Genomic DNA, 17,226 nt, shown 5'->3' with positions numbered 1-17,226 from the left:
TTACTCGTACCTGAAGCGGAATTTTTCTTGCTCGTTGGCCGCCTTTGCCAGGATCCACTGGCGAAACGCGGCTATTTTACCCAGTTCTGCCTGACTGTCATGACAAACCAGATAAAAAGCGTTCTTGCTGACCAGAACATCATTAAAGGGGCAGACCAGGCGGCCGGCCTCAATTTCGGACTGTGCCATGACGTTGTTAGCCAACGCCACGCCCTGTCCGTGGATGGCAGCCTGTAACACCATCGCACTGTGGCTGAAGATGGGGCCCTGCTGCACGTTTATATGGTTAAGACCAAGCTGGCGGGTATAAGTTTGCCAGTCGCGGCGAGAAGCATCATGTAAAAGCGTATGCTGTGCCAGATTTTCTGGCGCTTTTAGCGCTTTTTCGCCTGTTAAGAGTAGTGGCGAGCAGACCGGCAGCAAATACTCTGCGTACAATTTTTCAACACGCAGGCCCGGCCAGTTGCCGCGGCCATAAAAAATGGCCACGTCAACGTCGTCAGCCAGCTTGTCTTCCTGACGGTCGACGGCCTGGATTCGGACATCGATTCCCGGATAAGCTGAGTTAAAGCTTGAGAGTCTCGGCACCAGCCACTGAATGGCAAAACTGGGTAATAAACTGACCGTCAGCGCGCCTTTGGCACTCCGCGCCTGTAACTTACGCGTCGCCTCCGTCAGCTGGGAAAATATCTCTTTAATATCCTGAAAATAGCTCTGCCCCTCTTCCGTCAGAAGCAGGGAACGGTTGCGGCGGCGGAACAGCTTGAGGCCCAGAAAATCCTCGAGGGACTTGATTTGATGACTTACTGCGGCCTGAGTCACAAAAAGCTCATCGGCCGCGCGCGTGAAACTTAAATGGCGGGCGGCAGCATCAAATACACGTAATGCATTAAGGGGTGGTAATCGCTTGGACATGGTTATCTGGCTTAGATGTTAACGGCTTTTAACAAACAGGAAACAACGTTTAACCTATTAGTTTTTTTTATCTGAGCCATTATAAATTGTCCGTTGAGGAACTACCAGCAAATACCTATAGTGGCGGCACTTCCTGAGCCGGAACGAAAAGCTTTTTTTGGAATGCGTGTTCTGAAGGGCTTTTGGCTTACGGTTGTGATGTTGTGTTGTTGTGTTTGCAATTGGTCTGCGATTCAGACCTCGGTAGCGACGCTACCAATTTTTCACTTCCTGTACATTTACCCTGTCTGTCCATAGTGATTAATGTAGCACCGCCCAATTGCGGTGCTTTTTTTTGTCTGTAATTCCCTTAGTGATCCAGTTCAACCATCTCTTTCACATCACTGCGGTTGATCTGCTGTTTGTTCCCGTTCGCATCCTTATACGAGATCATACCGGTGTCATTATCGGTTTGCGGCTTACCTTCCGAGACGATAGAGCGGCCATCGTTGGTATGCATAACGTAGTTATTACCGGAACAGGCGCTCAGGGCAAAAGTAAGCATACAGGCAGAAACAATTGCGACAGTCTTTTTCATCTTTTATCTCCTTTAGCAATTAATGCTATCTAAACCATGTTTCAGAACAGGCTAAAACATCTTCCTGACACACTTTCAGCATAACCTGCTTCGTCTGTTACGCCAGGATAAACAGACAAATCCGATAGAGATCAACCTTCTTGCCCTGCCGCTGAATTTGCGCGACGATCTATTCATGATGAAGAGGAATTCAATGAACGCATTCAGCCCTGCCCATTTTCGTGCGCAGTTTCCGGCGCTGGCCGATGCCGGTGTCTATCTTGATAGCGCCGCCACAGCCCTCAAGCCTCAGGCGGTGATAGAGGCCACGCACCAGTTTTACAGCCTGAGCGCAGGCAATGTGCATCGCAGCCAGTACGCCGAAGCACAACGCCTTACCGCCCGCTACGAAGCGGCCCGCGATCAGGTCGCGAAGCTGCTCAATGCCGAAAGCGGTAAAAACATTGTCTGGACACGGGGCACCACAGAAGCTATCAACATGGTGGCGCAGTGCTACGCCCGCCCACGCCTGCAGCCGGGCGATGAGATCATCGTCAGCGAGGCAGAGCATCACGCCAATCTGGTGCCCTGGCTGATGGTGGCTGAACAGACCGGCGCGCGGGTGGTGAAGTTACCCCTTGGCGCCGATCTGTTAGCGGATGTTGCCCGCTTGCCTGAATTTATCACCCCGCGCAGCCGCATTCTCGCGCTGGGACAGATGTCCAACGTTACCGGCGGCTGTCCGGATCTGGCCCGCGCCATTCAACTCGCCCACGCCAGCGGCATGGTGGTGATGGTCGATGGCGCGCAGGGGGTGGTGCATTTCCCGGCAGACGTACAGCAGCTGGACATCGACTTCTACGCCTTCTCCGGACATAAGCTGTACGGGCCGACCGGGATCGGCGCGCTGTACGGCAAAGCGGAACTGCTGGAAGAGATGACCCCGTGGCTCGGCGGCGGAAAGATGATCACCGAGGTGAGCTTCGACGGCTTCAAAACCCAGGCGGTGCCGTATCGTCTGGAGGCCGGAACGCCCAACGTCGCCGGGGTGATTGGCCTGAGCGCGGCGCTGGAGTGGCTGGCGGAGATTGACCTGCAGCAGGCGGAGAGCTGGAGCCGCGGGCTGGCAACGCTGGCCGAAGAAGCATTGAAAAAGCGCCCCGGTTTTCGCTCCTTCCGCGTCCAGGATTCGAGCCTGCTGGCGTTTGATTTTGCCGGGGTGCACCACAGCGACATGGTGACGCTGCTGGCCGGATACGGCATTGCCCTGCGCGCCGGTCAACATTGCGCCCAACCGCTACTGGCGGCGCTGGGCGTCAACGGCACCCTGCGCGTCTCCTTTGCTCCCTATAACACCCAAAGCGACGTCGAGGCGCTGGTTGCCGCCGTCGATCGCGCCCTTGCCCTACTGGTGGATGAATGACAAGCCCAACCCTCGCCGGACATCCCTTCGGCACCGTCATCACGGAAGAGACGTTAAAACAGACCTTCGCCCCGCTGACCCAGTGGGAAGACAAGTATCGCCAGCTGATCCTGCTGGGCAAACAGCTACCCGCGCTGTCGGACGAGCTGAAAGCACAGGCGAAGGAGATCGCCGGCTGTGAGAACCGCGTCTGGCTTGGGGTCACACCCGTTGGGGACAAGCTGCACTTTTATGGCGACAGCGAAGGCCGGATTGTACGCGGGTTGCTGGCGGTACTACTGACGACGATAGAGGGGAAAAGCGCCGCGCAGATCCTTGCTGAGAGCCCGCTGGCGCTGTTTGATACGCTGGGGTTACGCGGTCAGCTGAGCGCCTCGCGCAGCCAGGGGCTGACTGCGCTGAGTGAGGCAGTGCTGGAGGCGGCGCGTCAGGCCTGACGTTCCGCCTTCGCCATCATCTTTTTCAGGGCATGAGACACGGCGATAAAACCAAAGGTGGCGGTCACCATGGTGGCCGCGCCAAACCCGGAGGCGCAGTCCATCCGTTTTGGCCCTTCGGCGGTGCTCTTCATGGCGCAGACTGAGCCGTCCTTCTGCGGATAGACCAGCGCTTCCGTGGAGAACACGCAGTCGATGCCCAGCTTACCCTTACTGTTTTTCACCACCCCAAAATCGCTTTTCAGGCGCTCGCGCAGCTTGGCCGCCAGCGGATCCTGGATAGTTTTCGCCAGGTCGGTCACCTGGATCTGCGTCGGGTCGATCTGCCCGCCCGCCCCGCCGGTGGTCACCAGCGGCACTTTATTGCGACGACACCAGGCGATCAGCGCCGCTTTCGGGCGCACGCTGTCGATGGCGTCAATCACGTAGCTGTAACCGGCTCCCATGTACTGGGCGACGTTATCAGCCGTCACGAAATCATCAATCACGGTGACGCGGCATTCCGGGTTAATCTGGCGGATCCTTTCCGCCATCACCTCGGATTTTGCCAGCCCGACGCTGTCGCGCAGGGCGTGGATCTGCCGGTTGGTATTGGTAACGCAGACATCATCCATGTCGATAAGCGTAATGGCGCCGATCCCGGTTCGTGCCAGCGCTTCCGCCGCCCATGAGCCGACGCCGCCAATCCCGACCACGCAGACGTGCGCCCCGGCGAACAGTTGCAGGGCTTTTTCACCATATAAACGCGCGGTGCCACCAAAACGCTGGCGCCAGGCTTCGCTCATTACCACAGACATAGGACCTCAGATGTAAAAAGGGTGAGAGTTGCCCCTCACCCCGGAAAACATGACGCAATATTACCACACTCAGCCGCTAAACACGTTGCCCGCGCCTGCTGCGGTTTTCAGCACCCACACGCGTCCGTAGTGGTTATACCAGCCTGCACGGTGACCGGCATCCGGGCCAATTCCCTGATAGATGTCGAAGTGCTGGCCTTTAATGGCCCCGCCCACGTCCAGCGCCACCATCAGGCGCAGTTCATACTGCCCGGAGAATTTGCCGTTTTGATCCAGCGTCGGCACTTCTGCCAGCAGCGTGGTACCCGGCGGGATCACCGTCTTGTCAGAGGCGACCGATGCGCGGCCAATCAACGGTACCGCGCTCGCGCCTTTCACCGGCGCAAAGTTTTGCGGCTTAAAGAAGACAAAGGACGGGTTCTGCTCGAGCAGTTCACGCACTTCATATTCGCTGTGCTTCTCGCCCCACTCGCGGATCGCCTGCATCGACATATCTTCGCGCTTCACTTCCCCGCGATCGATCAGCACCTTACCGATGCTGCGATAAGCATGGCCGTTCTTGCCGGAGTAGCTGAAGAAGTTAAGCGGGCTGCCGTCGCCAAAATCGATATAACCGCTGCCCTGCACGTCCATGATGAAGTTATCCATCAGCGAGTTGCTGTAGGCCAGGATGTAGCTGTCGCTCAGCGCACCGGCGTAGATCTCAGCGCGGGACGGCAGGCGGCCACGTTTTGGCGGCATGCGGTAGATTGGGTATTTGAACTCACCCTGTGCGGTATGGCGCGCCTGCACCACCGGGGTGTAGTAGCCGGTAAACTGGACGTTACCGTAGTTGTCGGTGCCTTCCATCTGCCAGGCGTCGATGCCGAACTGGCGCATGGTGCGGGTATCGCCCCCGGCGCGTAACCAGTCCTGCACGGCGTTGTAGACGCTGTTCTGCGAGCCATACAGCCGCGGCGATGCGGTACGGATCTGGCTCACCTGTTCGGCGAAGTCGCCACCATTGATGGGCGCGCCCACGGCGTCAGGTTGATTCACTAAAGAGAAAGGCTGGGTCAGTTTCCCGTCTTTATATTGCTGACCGCGATCGGTCGGTTTGGAGGAGCAGGCAGCCAGAATAGCTACCATCGCGCCCGTCATCAGATACTTCGCCCAACGTCCTTTCATTATATCTCGTCTTTAAGTTGCCCGATTCTGCGCAATGAAGATAACAAACCGGCAAGGGTATTGAAATGCGATTACCTCCCCTCACGCAAATTTTGCGCAAAAAACAGTCGAACTGTCGGCGGAGCGTACAAACAACACCTAATTTGGTGATTTTTACGAAAAAGGGTTGCAACAAAAAGTCAGCAGAGTATAGTGCGCTTCCACGGACGCGGGGTGGAGCAGCCTGGTAGCTCGTCGGGCTCATAACCCGAAGGTCGTCGGTTCAAATCCGGCCCCCGCAACCAATTAAAATTTGATGAAGTATCTTCTACGACTGTAGAAGTTTTCGCAAAGTAGTTCGAATCACAGCAAGGCGGCGACGCAGTGAATCCTTAGGAGCTTACTCCAGTAAGTGACTGAGGTGAACGAGGAAAGCCAACGCAGATGTGGTTTGAAATACGAAGCGAAAAGACGGACGCGGGGTGGAGCAGCCTGGTAGCTCGTCGGGCTCATAACCCGAAGGTCGTCGGTTCAAATCCGGCCCCCGCAACCAATCAAATTTAAAGAAGTAAGATTCTACAAAGTAGAATGACGGACGCGGGGTGGAGCAGCCTGGTAGCTCGTCGGGCTCATAACCCGAAGGTCGTCGGTTCAAATCCGGCCCCCGCAACCAACACTTCTGAAAACAATAAACACCCTTCCGGGTGTTTTTTTGTATCTGCAGTTTGTCATTTTGCCGGGCGTAAACCCGGCCATCCTGATTATCCGCGTCTCGCCAGCGTTGCCCCGTCCGAGAAATAGGCCTTAATCCCCGCCAGTATCGACTCCGCCACTTCCTGCTGGAAGGCAGCCGTCTTGAGCTTGCGCTCCTCTTCCACGTTACTGATAAACGCGGTCTCCACCAGAATCGACGGGATATCCGGCGCTTTCAGCACCGCAAACCCGGCCTGCTCGACGCTGTTTTTATGCAGCTTATTAACCCTACCCAGTCGACCCAGTACGGCTTTACCAAACTTCAGACTGTCGGTGATGGTCAGCGACTGCACCATATCAAACAGGGTGTGGTCGACGTAGCGATCCCCGCTCTTACTGACGCCGCCGATCAGGTCAGAGGCGTTTTGCGAATCTGCCAGCAGTTTTGCCGCGGTACTGGTCGCCCCTTTAGTCGAAAGGGCAAACACCGAGGATCCGCTGGGCTGACGGCTGGTAAAGGCATCCGCATGAATCGAAATAAACAGATCCGCGCGCTGCTTTTGCGCTTTCGCCACGCGCACCTTCAGCGGAATAAAGACGTCTTCATTACGCGTCATATAGGCGCGCATGTTGCCTTCTCTGTCGATCAACGCTTTCAGGCGACGGGCGATCTGCAGCACCACGTCTTTTTCCCGCGTGCGGTATTTGCCCACCGCGCCGGAGTCCTCCCCGCCGTGGCCCGGATCGAGCATGATCACAATCGGGCGATCGCGCCCGGCCTTGCCCGGCTGCGGACCACTCTGGGCAGGCGGAACCTGCTTCTCGAGATCGCCTTTGTTGTAATCTTCCAGCAACGCCAGCAACGGATCCTGAATGTCCGTCGCGTTGGCCGGATAGAGATCCATCACCAGACGCTCTTTAAAGCCGGCCACCGGCGCAAGGGCAAACAGCTGCGGCTTTACGTTCTGCTTAAGTTCAAACACCATGCGCACAGTTTTTGGATCAAACTGCCCGACCCGCGCAGACTTGATAAAGGGATCGTCGCCACGGATCTGGGCGCTCATCCCTTTGAGGACAGAATTGAGGTTCACCCCTTCGATATCCACCACCACCCGTTCCGGATTACTCAGAGCGAATTGCTTATAGTTCAGCACCCGGTTGGACTCGACCGTCACGCGTGTATAGGTCGACGCTGGCCAGACACGTACTGCCACCACCTGACTGACGGCGGCAAGCCCTACCTGACTTACGCTAAGCAACCACATTGCCCCGGCCCCTTGTAACAGGCGGCGGCGACTTAATGCTTTACTGGATCCCGACATGCTTCTCCCGAGCAAAGATATCGAATAACTTCTCATTACGTCCAAATTGACCGAAAACTTTAGCGAATGATGCATAACCTGTCATCCTTAAAAGGGTAAACAATCATGCTTTAACGATTACTTCATTGAATGTTTTCTTTGCTTCGGCGAAAAGTTTGGCTTGCGCGCAGGGGCATATTCGAATAAAAATACAAAAATTACGAATAAACATTCATTGAGGGGTTGTGCCGTGGTGAAGGAACGTAGAATCGAACTGGTCCAGGGATTCCGCCATTCTGTTCCCTATATCAACACCCACCGGGGGAAGACGTTCGTCATTATGCTCGGCGGCGAAGCCATTGAGCACGAGAACTTCTCCAGCATTGTCAATGACATCGGCCTGCTGCACAGCCTGGGTATTCGCCTTGTGGTTGTCTACGGTGCTCGCCCACAGATTGAAGCCAATCTGGCCGCGCATCATCACGAGCCGATTTACCATAAACACACCCGCGTCACCGACGCCAAAACGCTGGAGCTGGTGAAGCAGGCCGCCGGTCTGCTGCAGCTCGATATCACCGCGCGGCTCTCCATGAGCCTCAACAACACCCCGCTGCAGGGGGCGCACATCAACGTTGTGAGCGGCAACTTTATTATCGCCCAGCCGCTTGGGGTGGATGATGGGGTGGATTATTGCCACAGCGGACGTATTCGTCGTATTGATGAAGAGGCTATTCATCGCCAGCTCGACGGCGGCGCGATTGTGCTGACCGGCCCGGTCGCCGTCTCGGTGACCGGGGAAAGTTTCAACCTCACCTCCGAAGAGATTGCCACCCAGCTGGCAATCAAGCTGAAAGCCGAAAAAATGATCGGCTTCTGTTCGTCGCAGGGTGTCATTAACGAGCTGGGGAATATCGTCTCCGAGCTATTCCCGAACGAAGCCCAGGCGCGGGTCGAGGAGCTCGAAGAACAAGGCGATTACTACTCGGGCACCGTGCGTTTCCTGCGCGGCGCAATCAAAGCCTGCCGCAGCGGCGTACGTCGCAGCCACCTGATCAGCTATCAGGAAGATGGTGCCCTGTTGCAGGAGCTGTTCTCCCGTGACGGGATCGGGACGCAGATCGTGATGGAGAGCGCCGAGCAGATCCGCCGCGCCACCATTAACGACATCGGCGGTATTCTGGAGCTGATTCGCCCGCTGGAGCAGCAGGGGATCCTGGTACGTCGCTCCCGCGAACAGCTGGAGATGGAGATCGACAAGTTCACCATTATCCAGCGCGACAATCTCACCATCGCCTGTGCGGCACTCTATCCCTTCCCGGAGGAGAAGATTGGTGAGATGGCCTGTGTCGCGGTACACCCGGACTACCGCAGCTCGTCGCGCGGCGAGGTATTACTGGAGCGGGTCGCAGCCCAGGCACGGCAGCAGGGGTTAAGTAAGCTGTTTGTGCTGACGACCCGCAGCATTCACTGGTTCCAGGAGCGCGGCTTTACGCCGGTGGACATTGATTCCCTACCGGAAACCAAGAAAGAGATGTACAACTATCAGCGTCGCTCGAAGGTGCTGATGGCGGATTTAGGTTAATCCCCCTCATCCTGACCCTCTCCCCAAAGGGAGAGGGAATAATTACAGGGCCTCAAAAATCGCACTCAGCCCGCTGCGTCGTTCCGTACGGGTGGTAACGGCCTGCACCAGCACACCGTCATCCGCATACAGCGACAACCGCCGACGGGCACGGGTAATGGCCGTATAGACCAGCTCGCGGGTCACCACCGGCGACATCTGGGTAGGCAGGATCAACGCCGCATGATCGAACTCTGAGCCCTGCGATTTGTGCACCGTCATCGCCCACGCGGTTTCATGCTCCGGCAGACGGCTCGGCTGTACGGACTTCAGGCTGCCATCCGGCATCTGGAACCAGACGCGCAGCCCCTGCCCCCGGTCCAGCGCAATCCCGATATCACCGTTAAACAGCCCCAGCGCACTGTCGTTGCGCGAAATCATCACCGGGCGGCCTTCATACCAGCGGGAATGGGGCTGACGGCTGATGCGCCGTTTTTGCACCAGCACCTGCTCCAGCCTTTCGTTAAGCCCGGCCACGCCAAAGGGACCGTCGCGTAAGGCGCACAGCAGCTGGTAGCGGCTGAATGCCGCCAGGATCGCCTCTTCGGAGGCCTGATGTTGCACATGGTCGAGAAAATGGTGATATCCCTGCAGGGCATCCTCCAGCATCACCAGATACTCTTCCCCACTCTGGAGCTGCTTTTTCTCGATATCGCTGAACGTGCCGTCAAACACCGAGCGCAGAGCGTGGCGGTCGCCACGGTTGACCGCGGCCGCCAGTTGGCCGATGCCGGAGTCGCTGCCAAACCGGTAGCTTTTTTGTAGCAGGCACAGGCTGTCGCGCAGCGCGCCCGCCACCGGACTGACGTTGCCTTCCATCTGGCATCCGGTCATCCCGGCCAGCTCCTGAGCACGCTGCACGGTAAAACCGGCGCTGGCCCAGGTACAAATATCGCCCAGCACCGCCCCGGCTTCGACAGAGGCCAGCTGGTCACGATCGCCGAGGAAGATCACCCTGGCATGCGGCGGCAGGGCATCAATCAGCCGGGACATCATGGTCAGGTCGATCATTGAGGCCTCATCCACCACCAGCACATCCAGGTGCAGCGGGTTACCGGCATGGTAGCGCAGACGCTGGCTGCCCGGCTGAGCGCCGAGCAACCGGTGCAGGGTGCTGGCTTCGGTCGGGAAGCGCTTGCGCTGGATGTCGGTCAGCGGAAGCTGTTGCAGCGCGCCACCCAGCGACTCGGTAAGACGTGCGGCGGCTTTACCGGTCGGGGCCGCCAGCCGGATACGGCACTTCTCCTCCCCCGCCATCTGGATCAGCGCCGCCAGCAGGCGGGCGACGGTAGTGGTTTTGCCGGTCCCCGGGCCGCCGGAAATGACCGAGATACGCCGCGTTAAGGCCACGGCCGCCGCCACCTTTTGCCAGTTAACGGCTTCGTCAGAGGTGAACAGCGCGTTCAGGGTACGCTGAACGTCGGCACTGTCATGGGGCAGCGGCTGGTTGGCTTCGCTAAAGAAACGGGCCACGGCCCGCTCGTAGCGCCACATCCGGTTGAGGTAGAGCCGGTCGCCCACCAGCACCAACGGCGTTGGCTCGTCCCCAGCGCTCACCGCGCGCGAACGCATCAGCGTGGCGGACCACTCCAGCGATTCATCATGCAGGGCAAAACAGGCCTGTAGGGCGGGGCTTTTCGCCTCTGCCTGCAGGCGCGACAGGGGCAGGCAGACATGCCCCTCTCCGGCGTCCCGGCTTAAAATCGCCGTCGCCAGCATCACCGAGGGTTCATCGTTCCCGGCCATCATCATCGCAAACTGCACATCCAGACGACGCAATACGCGCTGTTCTACGGCCTCCAGCAATAATTCCTGCATCGTCATGACACAAGCTCCTCTCGGCTTGCAGAAAATAAGCTATCCATTTGATTTATTAACGTTTCAGTTGGGCGGGTGGCAAAGCAGCCGGATCCCGGCGAGCTGCCATCCACCCCGCGTAAAAACAGGTAGATCACCCCGCCGAAATGCCGCTGATAGTCGTAATCGGCAATACGGTGGCGCAGATAACGGTGCAGCGCCAGGGTGTAGAGCTGGTACTGCAGATCGTAGCGGTGGGACTGCATCGCGCGGGCCATCGCCTCCGGGGTATAGGCCTCGCCGTTCTCCCCCAGCCAGTTGGACTTATAGTCCAGCAGGTAGTAGCGGCCATTATGGCGGAATACCAGGTCGATAAAGCCTTTCAGCATGCCGCGCACCTGGCGGAAATCGAGCGGCGGGCAGCCACGCGACAGGGGATCGTGCTCGCGGATCAGGGCATCCAGCGCATCGGCGGTCAGCGGCCCGGCGACGGGCAGGTAAAACTCCATCTCCACCTGTTTATCAGCGGCTGAAAGCTGACTCAGGGAGATCCCCTCCTCATTGAGTGGCGTCTGCAGGATCTGCGTCAGCCAGTGGGTCAGCACCGGCTCCCAGCGGGCGTCATAGCCGCCCTTCTGCAGCATCTCCAGCACCCAGTCCGGGGAGACGGGCTGCGTGAAATCGAGCGTTTCAAACAGGCTGTGTAAAAAGGTGCCCGGTGAAGCGCCGCGTGGGAACTGGTGCGGCGTCAGCTCCGGCTCCTGTGCCACCTCGCCAGTGCCTGCGGCATCAACGTCGAGGCGCGGCATCAGATCCTGGGCAATACTGTGCCCGTGCTGCTGGAGCCCGGAGTAGCTCGTAACCCGCCAGTCGTCGAACAGGGCGCGAGCCACCTGCCGCGCCTGCAGATCCGGCATTGCTGACTCCGGCATGTTCCAGCGGGCGGTATCGGCTACCCCGGCAATCTGCAGCGCAATGTGGTCATTACACAGGGTTTCCAGGCACTGGCGCAGTCCGGCCGAATCTTTCGGTTCGCCGCGCTGGATCAGGCGGCCAAGGGCGCTGAGGTGGAAATCGCTGTCGCCGGACTTGTCACCCCGACGCCGGAACAGCGGCGCGACGCCCAGGCTGCAGTGCCAGACCGAGCGGGTCAGGGCCACATACAGCAGACGTAAATCCTCCGCCAGCCGCTCGGCTTCGGCCAGCTCGACGCTCTCCTCGGCCTTGCTGAGATCAAGCACGGCTTCAAAGGTTTTGCGATCGTGATAAAAGGCCTGATCCTGCACCCGGTAGTTGGCAATAAAGGGCAGCCAGACCAGGGGGTATTCCAGCCCTTTCGATTTGTGAATGGTGACGATTTTTACCAGATGCTTGTCGCTTTCGAGGCGCATCTGCTGGCTTGAGGCATTGCTGTTGGGTTCCGCGATATGTTGCGCCAGCCAGCGCACCAGGGCGTGCTCGCTCTCAAGCTGGGTTCCCGCCTCCTGGAGCAGCTCGCTGATATGCAAAATATCGGTCAGACGACGTTCGCCCCCCGCGGTGGCCAGCATATTTTCGGCAATATTGCGCCGGGCCATGACGTCACGCAGCATCGCCATCACCCCCCGCTTCTGCCAGCGTTCGCGGTAGTGGGTAAACTCTTCCACCGCCTCATCCCACAGGGTTTCGCTGTTATTGAGCATGTCGATATCACGGGCGTTCAGTCCGAGCATCGAGCTTGCCAGCGCGCTGCGCAGGATGCTTTCACGCTCGGGTGCCAGCACGGCCTGCAGCAGCCAGAGCATCTCCTGGGCTTCAAGGGTTTCAAACACGCTGTCGCGGTTGGAGAGATAGACCGAAGGAATGGTGAGCAGCGTCAGCGCGTCGCGGATCAGTGCCGCCTCCTGGCGACTGCGCACCAGCACCGTAATGTCCGAGGCCTGCACCGGCCGGGACTCGTCGCCCCGGTGCAGAGTGGCTTCACCACGCGCCCCGGCGCTCAGCCAGTCGCGGATTTGCGCCGCGCAGTGCTGGGCCATAAAGGTCTGATAATCCCCGACGCCGCATCCTTCTCCGTCCATCAGCCAGATGTTCATCGCCGGCTGGAAATTCCCCCTCAGCCCAAAGCGCAGCCCGGCGTTTCTCGGGGCGGATTTGACCGGCTGGAAAGGGATTTCACGGAACATGAAGGCGTCGTTCATCTGTGAAAAGAGGGTGTTTACGCTTTCCACCATGCCCGGCGCCGAGCGCCAGTTGGTATCCAGCGTATAGTGCGCGGCGACTTCGCCACGCGCCTTCATATAGGTGAAGATATCCGCCCCACGGAACGCGTAGATCGCCTGTTTGGGGTCACCAATCAGCAGCAGTGCGGTGTCTGGCTGCTGACGCCAGATGCGGCGGAAAATGCGGTACTGTTGCGGGTCGGTATCCTGGAATTCATCGATCATCGCCACCGGGAAACGGCTGCGGATGGCGGCTGCCAGCGCGTAGCCATTGTCGCTGTTCAGGGCCTCATCGAGACGGCTGAGCATATCGTCAAAACCCAGCTCGCCGCGACGGCGCTTTTCGCGCGCCACCGCCTCGCGGATCTCGGCCAGCGCCCGGGTGATCATCAGATCGTTCAGGGTCAGCGGCTCGGCCAGCAGGGTATCGATAGCGACAAAGAGAGGATGTTGCGGCACTTCACCGCCTGCTTTGGTCCGCTCCGCCAGGAACGTCTGCGAGAACTTCTCCAGGGCATCGGGCAGCTGATAGCTGTGCTTCTCTTCTTGAGCCCAGGCCGTTATGCGTTCGATGTATTTGGCCTGGTTGCCGCGGTTGAACTTGCGCCGGTCGATACCGGAACCTTCGATCACCGCCTCGATTTCCGCCACGCTGTCAGACCACTGCTGTTTCATGGTGGCAATTAAGCCGACGATCTTCTCATGGCGGGAGGCCAGGGTTTCGTCCGCAGGCGGGGGGGATTTGATAACCGGGGCTTCACCCTGCAGGTAACGGTCGATGGCGCGGAGTAGCTCTTCCGGACCTTTCCATAAACCGTGAACCGCTTCGGCAATGTCGCGTGGCAAGGGGTAGCAGTGACGACGCCAGAAGTCGGCGCACGCCTGGTAGCGCAACAGAGATTCATCTTCGATGAGCTGCTGCTCAAAGAGCATGCCGGATTCAAAGGCATTCAGGCTGAGCATCCGCTGGCAGAAGCCGTGAATGGTGAACACGGCGGCCTCATCCATCTGGCGTTCCGCCAGCAGCAGCCACTGCGCCGCCTGCTGTTTATCGGCGATCTCATCCAGCAGACTGGCATACAGCGGGTTATCCGTGCTCTGTCTCAGGCAGGCGATGCGCAATTCGTGAATGTTGGCGCGGATACGGCCGCGCAGCTCTTCCGTTGCGGCTTCGGTGAAGGTCACCACCAGCAGCTCTTCCACGCTCAGCGGGCGGCTGAAGGCTGCGCTGCCGCCCAGTCCGAGCAGCAGTCGCAGGTAGAGCGCCGCGATGGTGAAGGTTTTTCCGGTTCCCGCTGAGGCCTCTATCAGTCGTTCCCCTTGTAACGGTAAACGTAGGGGATCAAGGGACTCGGCGGTATCGATCATTCGTTCTTACTCCTGGGCAAAGATTGCTGCAATGCGCTCACGCTCTTCCAGACCGTCCAGCCTGCAGGCGGGGCGACATCAGCTTTTTTACTCTGACTACCCGAAACCTGGGACAGGATCGCCATCCCCTGCGGGGCAACCACCGCCTGGTGGAAGAAGTCGGCGAGTTTCTGCGGCGTGAGCTGTTTTATCTCGGCCACTACTTTATCATGCGAATCGAAGCGCATATTACCCCGATCAAAATCTTTGCTGATCTTTGAAGCCTCTTCGGCCAGGGTTTGCGGCGGCTGGGTGATCTGGGCGATCACCGCCTGCTGGATCTGGGCAAACTCTTCTGGCTTCATGGCGCGCAGCTTGTCTTCCGCCTGCGGGAAGAAGGCCTGGAAACGCTGCCAGAGGTAATCCGGCTGTTTATCACTGCTTTGCAGCAGGAAGCCCATCCCCCACTGGCGACCAACGTTCATCGAGAAGGCAAACACGGCATAACCCAGCTGCTCTTCGGTACGTAACTGGGTGTAGAACCAGGGCTGCACGATCTGTCCGAGCATGGCGCTGTAGGCCGAGCTGGCAAATTCGTCATAGCCGGTCGGAACAAAGACCGCCGCCAGCGCGGAGTCGGTGCTGCTGCCCGGTTTCTCGAAAATCACGTTCTGCTGTTTATCCACCAGCACATCCTGGTTGCGACACCATTCGGTACCCTTAGCACCCAGTTCAGTGCGGACGTCCTGCGCCAGCGTTTTCGCCTGATCTTCGCTCATATTGCCGACCACCAGAAACTCCGGTCTGGCGTTGGTTTTCAGCGCCGCACGGTAGGCCATCACCTCGTCCAGGGTAATAGACGGCAGCAGATCCCGGCGCTCTTCACGCTGGAAATAAGGCACCTGGGACAGCATCTGCACCGGCATAATGGCCTGATCGAAGGCCTTGCCCTTTTCGGCAGAGTCCATCATCTGGGCATACCAGGATTTGGCCTGCGCCAGCTGCTCCTCGGTGGCGGTGTAGCTGAAGTACCCCTCAAGCAACGCCTTAAACAGCTGCGGCAGACGCTGGGTGTAGCCGTTGGCGTTGAGCATCAGACCATTGTTGGCGTTGGTCGAGAAACCGATCCCGCCCACGGCGGCCTGGTTGCTGAGCTGATCCAGCGCGATCCCTGCGAGATAATCGTTCAGGGCAAACATCACCTGATTTTTGGCGCTGTCCATTGCCGCAGGGTTACGCAGCACCATGCTGACGTTGGCTTTCGGCTCGCTGGCAAAATAGCGGCTCGGGGTATAGACCACCCGCAGGTCAGGTTCATCCACAATCAGCTGCGGTTTTGGATACGCTTTGGTTGGCTTGATCAGGGTGAAATCGTCCGGGATATAGGGGTTAACCTCCGGCAACTTGAGCGCAATCGCGGCGGATCTCTTCTGCCAGTCGGCAAAAGTTTGCTCGCTGATTTTGTCCACCTGATACTCCGCATTCACAAAGTAGGCCGTTTTGTTATGCGGCTCGTTCGGGCTGATATACCAGATACGGGCATTCTGCGGGGTCATCATCGCCAGACGGGCTTTGACGGCGTCAGCATCGTACTTATCGGCGATATTAACCGCATCCAGCGTATGCTCGACCGGCACACGGATCATGGTGTCGGCCAGCCACTCAACGTAGTCCATATCGCGGGTAATAGAGGGATAACGGAAGTCGAGATCCAGCACGTGCGCCAGCTCGTCGAAGTAGCGTTTATCGACGCCTTTATCACGCAGCAGCGAGAGATAGCTGAAAATCGCGGCGACCACCTCATCACGGTGGGCCAGCCCTTTATCGGTCAGGGTCGCGGAGATGGCCAGCACGCCGCTGTTGCCGTTGACGATGGGATCAGAGTCGGCGCGGATGCCTTCCACCAGCCCCTGCTTTTGCAGCCAGTCGGACAGGGTGTCCGGGCTACGGTTGCCAATCAGGTAGTTAACCAGCTCGTCGGTTTTGCTGCGAAACTGCGCCGTGTTGTTATCAATGCGGAATTCAACGCGCAGCACCTTACGCGGCATCGCGGGAACATAGTGAATGATTAACCCTTTCTGCGCATCGGTGACCACCGGCACGGTCACTTCCGGGCGGGTAATGTCTTTATTCGGGACGCGCCCGTACGTTTCGGCGGCGAGTTTCGCCAGCTCCGGCAGGGGTTTGTTGCTGTACACCACCGCTTTCATCAGATTGGCGGAGTAGTACTTGTCGCGGAACGCGTGCAGCGCATCGAGCACCGGGCTGCCCGGCTTGTCGCTCAGCGTTTCAAGGTTACCGCCAGAGAAGCGGGAGCCAGGGTGCGCCGGGTTGATGGTTTCGGCGCTGACCTGCGCCATGCGCATACCGTCCCGGGTACGGGCCAGCGTCAGCTCGGCATTAACGGCGTTGCGTTCGCGATCGGCATATTTTTTATCCAGCAGCGGGGAGGCAATGGCGTCCGCAAGGCGATCCACCGCCCCTTCCAGCGCATCGTTTTCGACTTCGAGATAAAAGGCCGTGCGGTACGGCGCGGTGCTGGCGTTATGGCTACCACCGTGCATCTTTAAAAATTCGGCCAGGCTGTCTGGCTGCGGGTACTTCGTGGAGCCCATCAGGGTCATATGTTCAAGGTAGTGTGCAAGCCCGGGATGGGATTCAGGATCTTCCAGCGAGCCCACCGGCACCACCAGCGCCGACAGTGACTTTACGGCCTGGGGATCGGAAACCAGCAGCACAACCATCCCGTTATCAAGGCGGATCGCCTGATATTCACGGGTATCTTTCTCGCTTTTGCGGATCGTTTCCTGAACGGGTTGCCAACCGGTATTTGCCTGACTGAGGGGGGCCCAAAGAGCGACGAACAAAACTAAGGTTTTCAACAAGGTGCTGCCTGACATTCACTACCTCTTCATCACGGACATCATCATTAACACGCTTTGTGCCGGACAGGCCAGCATCTCTTTGTGGTGTACATCAGTCCATGACAAGA

The 17,226-nt window shown here is 58.5% G+C and carries 11 protein-coding genes and 3 tRNA genes; 6 read left to right on the top strand and 8 right to left on the bottom strand.

Annotation, left to right across the window (positions count from 1 at the left end):
- Positions 1 to 915, bottom strand: a complete 915-nt coding sequence (gene gcvA, locus WFO70_RS15215; protein WP_039029917.1) for a glycine cleavage system transcriptional regulator GcvA — start codon at positions 913 to 915, stop codon at positions 1 to 3.
- A 349-nt stretch (positions 916 to 1,264) separates the two neighbouring features.
- Positions 1,265 to 1,492, bottom strand: coding sequence for a YgdI/YgdR family lipoprotein (locus tag WFO70_RS15210; protein WP_337017194.1), 228 nt, complete (start codon positions 1,490 to 1,492; stop codon positions 1,265 to 1,267).
- Positions 1,493 to 1,685: 193 nt separating this feature from the next.
- Between WFO70_RS15210 and csdA the strand changes: the two genes are divergently transcribed.
- Positions 1,686 to 2,894 carry a cysteine desulfurase CsdA gene (csdA, locus tag WFO70_RS15205; protein WP_337017193.1) on the top strand — a complete coding sequence of 403 codons (1,209 nt, stop codon included), beginning with the start codon at positions 1,686 to 1,688 and terminating at the stop codon, positions 2,892 to 2,894.
- Positions 2,891 to 3,331 carry a cysteine desulfurase sulfur acceptor subunit CsdE gene (gene csdE / locus WFO70_RS15200; protein ID WP_337017192.1) on the top strand — a complete coding sequence of 147 codons (441 nt, stop codon included), beginning with the start codon at positions 2,891 to 2,893 and terminating at the stop codon, positions 3,329 to 3,331. The genes csdA and csdE overlap by 4 nt, the downstream gene beginning before the upstream one ends.
- On the opposite strand, the gene tcdA is transcribed toward csdE, so the two are convergent.
- Both tcdA and mltA read right to left on the bottom strand, forming a co-directional pair.
- On the bottom strand, positions 3,322 to 4,128 hold the full coding sequence (gene tcdA / locus WFO70_RS15195) for a tRNA cyclic N6-threonylcarbamoyladenosine(37) synthase TcdA (protein ID WP_337017190.1): 807 nt from the start codon (positions 4,126 to 4,128) through the stop codon (positions 3,322 to 3,324). The two genes, csdE and tcdA, sit on opposite strands and share 10 nt — an antisense overlap.
- Positions 4,129 to 4,197: 69 nt before the next feature.
- The gene (mltA, locus tag WFO70_RS15190; protein ID WP_337017188.1) at positions 4,198 to 5,295 is read right to left on the bottom strand and encodes a murein transglycosylase A; all 1,098 of its coding nucleotides are present in this window, start codon (positions 5,293 to 5,295) and stop codon (positions 4,198 to 4,200) included.
- Between the two features lie 207 nt (positions 5,296 to 5,502).
- On the opposite strand from mltA, the gene WFO70_RS15185 reads away from it, so the two are divergent.
- The 3 genes from WFO70_RS15185 to WFO70_RS15175 all read left to right on the top strand — a co-directional run bounded on the left by WFO70_RS15185 (position 5,503) and on the right by WFO70_RS15175 (position 5,947).
- Positions 5,503 to 5,579: transfer RNA gene (locus WFO70_RS15185), tRNA-Met, on the top strand.
- 171 nt (positions 5,580 to 5,750) lie between these two features.
- Positions 5,751 to 5,827 (top strand) — tRNA-Met (locus tag WFO70_RS15180).
- 43 nt (positions 5,828 to 5,870) lie between these two features.
- Positions 5,871 to 5,947 (top strand) — tRNA-Met (locus WFO70_RS15175).
- Between the two features lie 88 nt (positions 5,948 to 6,035).
- Here WFO70_RS15175 and amiC read toward each other — a convergent pair.
- The gene (amiC, locus tag WFO70_RS15170; protein ID WP_337017186.1) at positions 6,036 to 7,289 is read right to left on the bottom strand and encodes an N-acetylmuramoyl-L-alanine amidase AmiC; all 1,254 of its coding nucleotides are present in this window, start codon (positions 7,287 to 7,289) and stop codon (positions 6,036 to 6,038) included.
- A gap of 229 nt (positions 7,290 to 7,518) precedes the next feature.
- Here amiC and argA point away from each other — a divergent pair, with 229 nt between their 5' ends.
- On the top strand, positions 7,519 to 8,850 hold the full coding sequence (gene argA / locus WFO70_RS15165) for an amino-acid N-acetyltransferase (protein WP_337017184.1): 1,332 nt from the start codon (positions 7,519 to 7,521) through the stop codon (positions 8,848 to 8,850).
- 42 nt (positions 8,851 to 8,892) lie between these two features.
- Here argA and recD read toward each other — a convergent pair whose 3' ends face one another.
- From recD to ptrA, 3 genes are read right to left on the bottom strand one after another with little or no spacing between them, the layout of a single operon-like run.
- Positions 8,893 to 10,713, bottom strand: coding sequence for an exodeoxyribonuclease V subunit alpha (recD, locus tag WFO70_RS15160; protein ID WP_337017182.1), 1,821 nt, complete (start codon positions 10,711 to 10,713; stop codon positions 8,893 to 8,895).
- On the bottom strand, positions 10,710 to 14,255 hold the full coding sequence (gene recB / locus WFO70_RS15155) for an exodeoxyribonuclease V subunit beta (protein WP_337017180.1): 3,546 nt from the start codon (positions 14,253 to 14,255) through the stop codon (positions 10,710 to 10,712). The genes recD and recB overlap by 4 nt, the downstream gene beginning before the upstream one ends.
- Entirely contained in the window at positions 14,252 to 17,134 is a 2,883-nt protein-coding gene (gene ptrA / locus WFO70_RS15150; RefSeq protein ID WP_337017179.1) for a pitrilysin, read from the bottom strand. Before ptrA ends, recB begins: the two co-directional genes overlap by 4 nt.
- Positions 17,135 to 17,226: the final 92 nt, after the last annotated feature.

It is taken from the genome of Leclercia sp. AS011 (assembly GCF_037152535.1).
Classification (GTDB): domain Bacteria; phylum Pseudomonadota; class Gammaproteobacteria; order Enterobacterales; family Enterobacteriaceae; genus Enterobacter.
The sequence above is the reverse complement of the archived record's forward strand: the minus strand, read 5'-3'. Positions and strand labels throughout refer to the sequence as shown.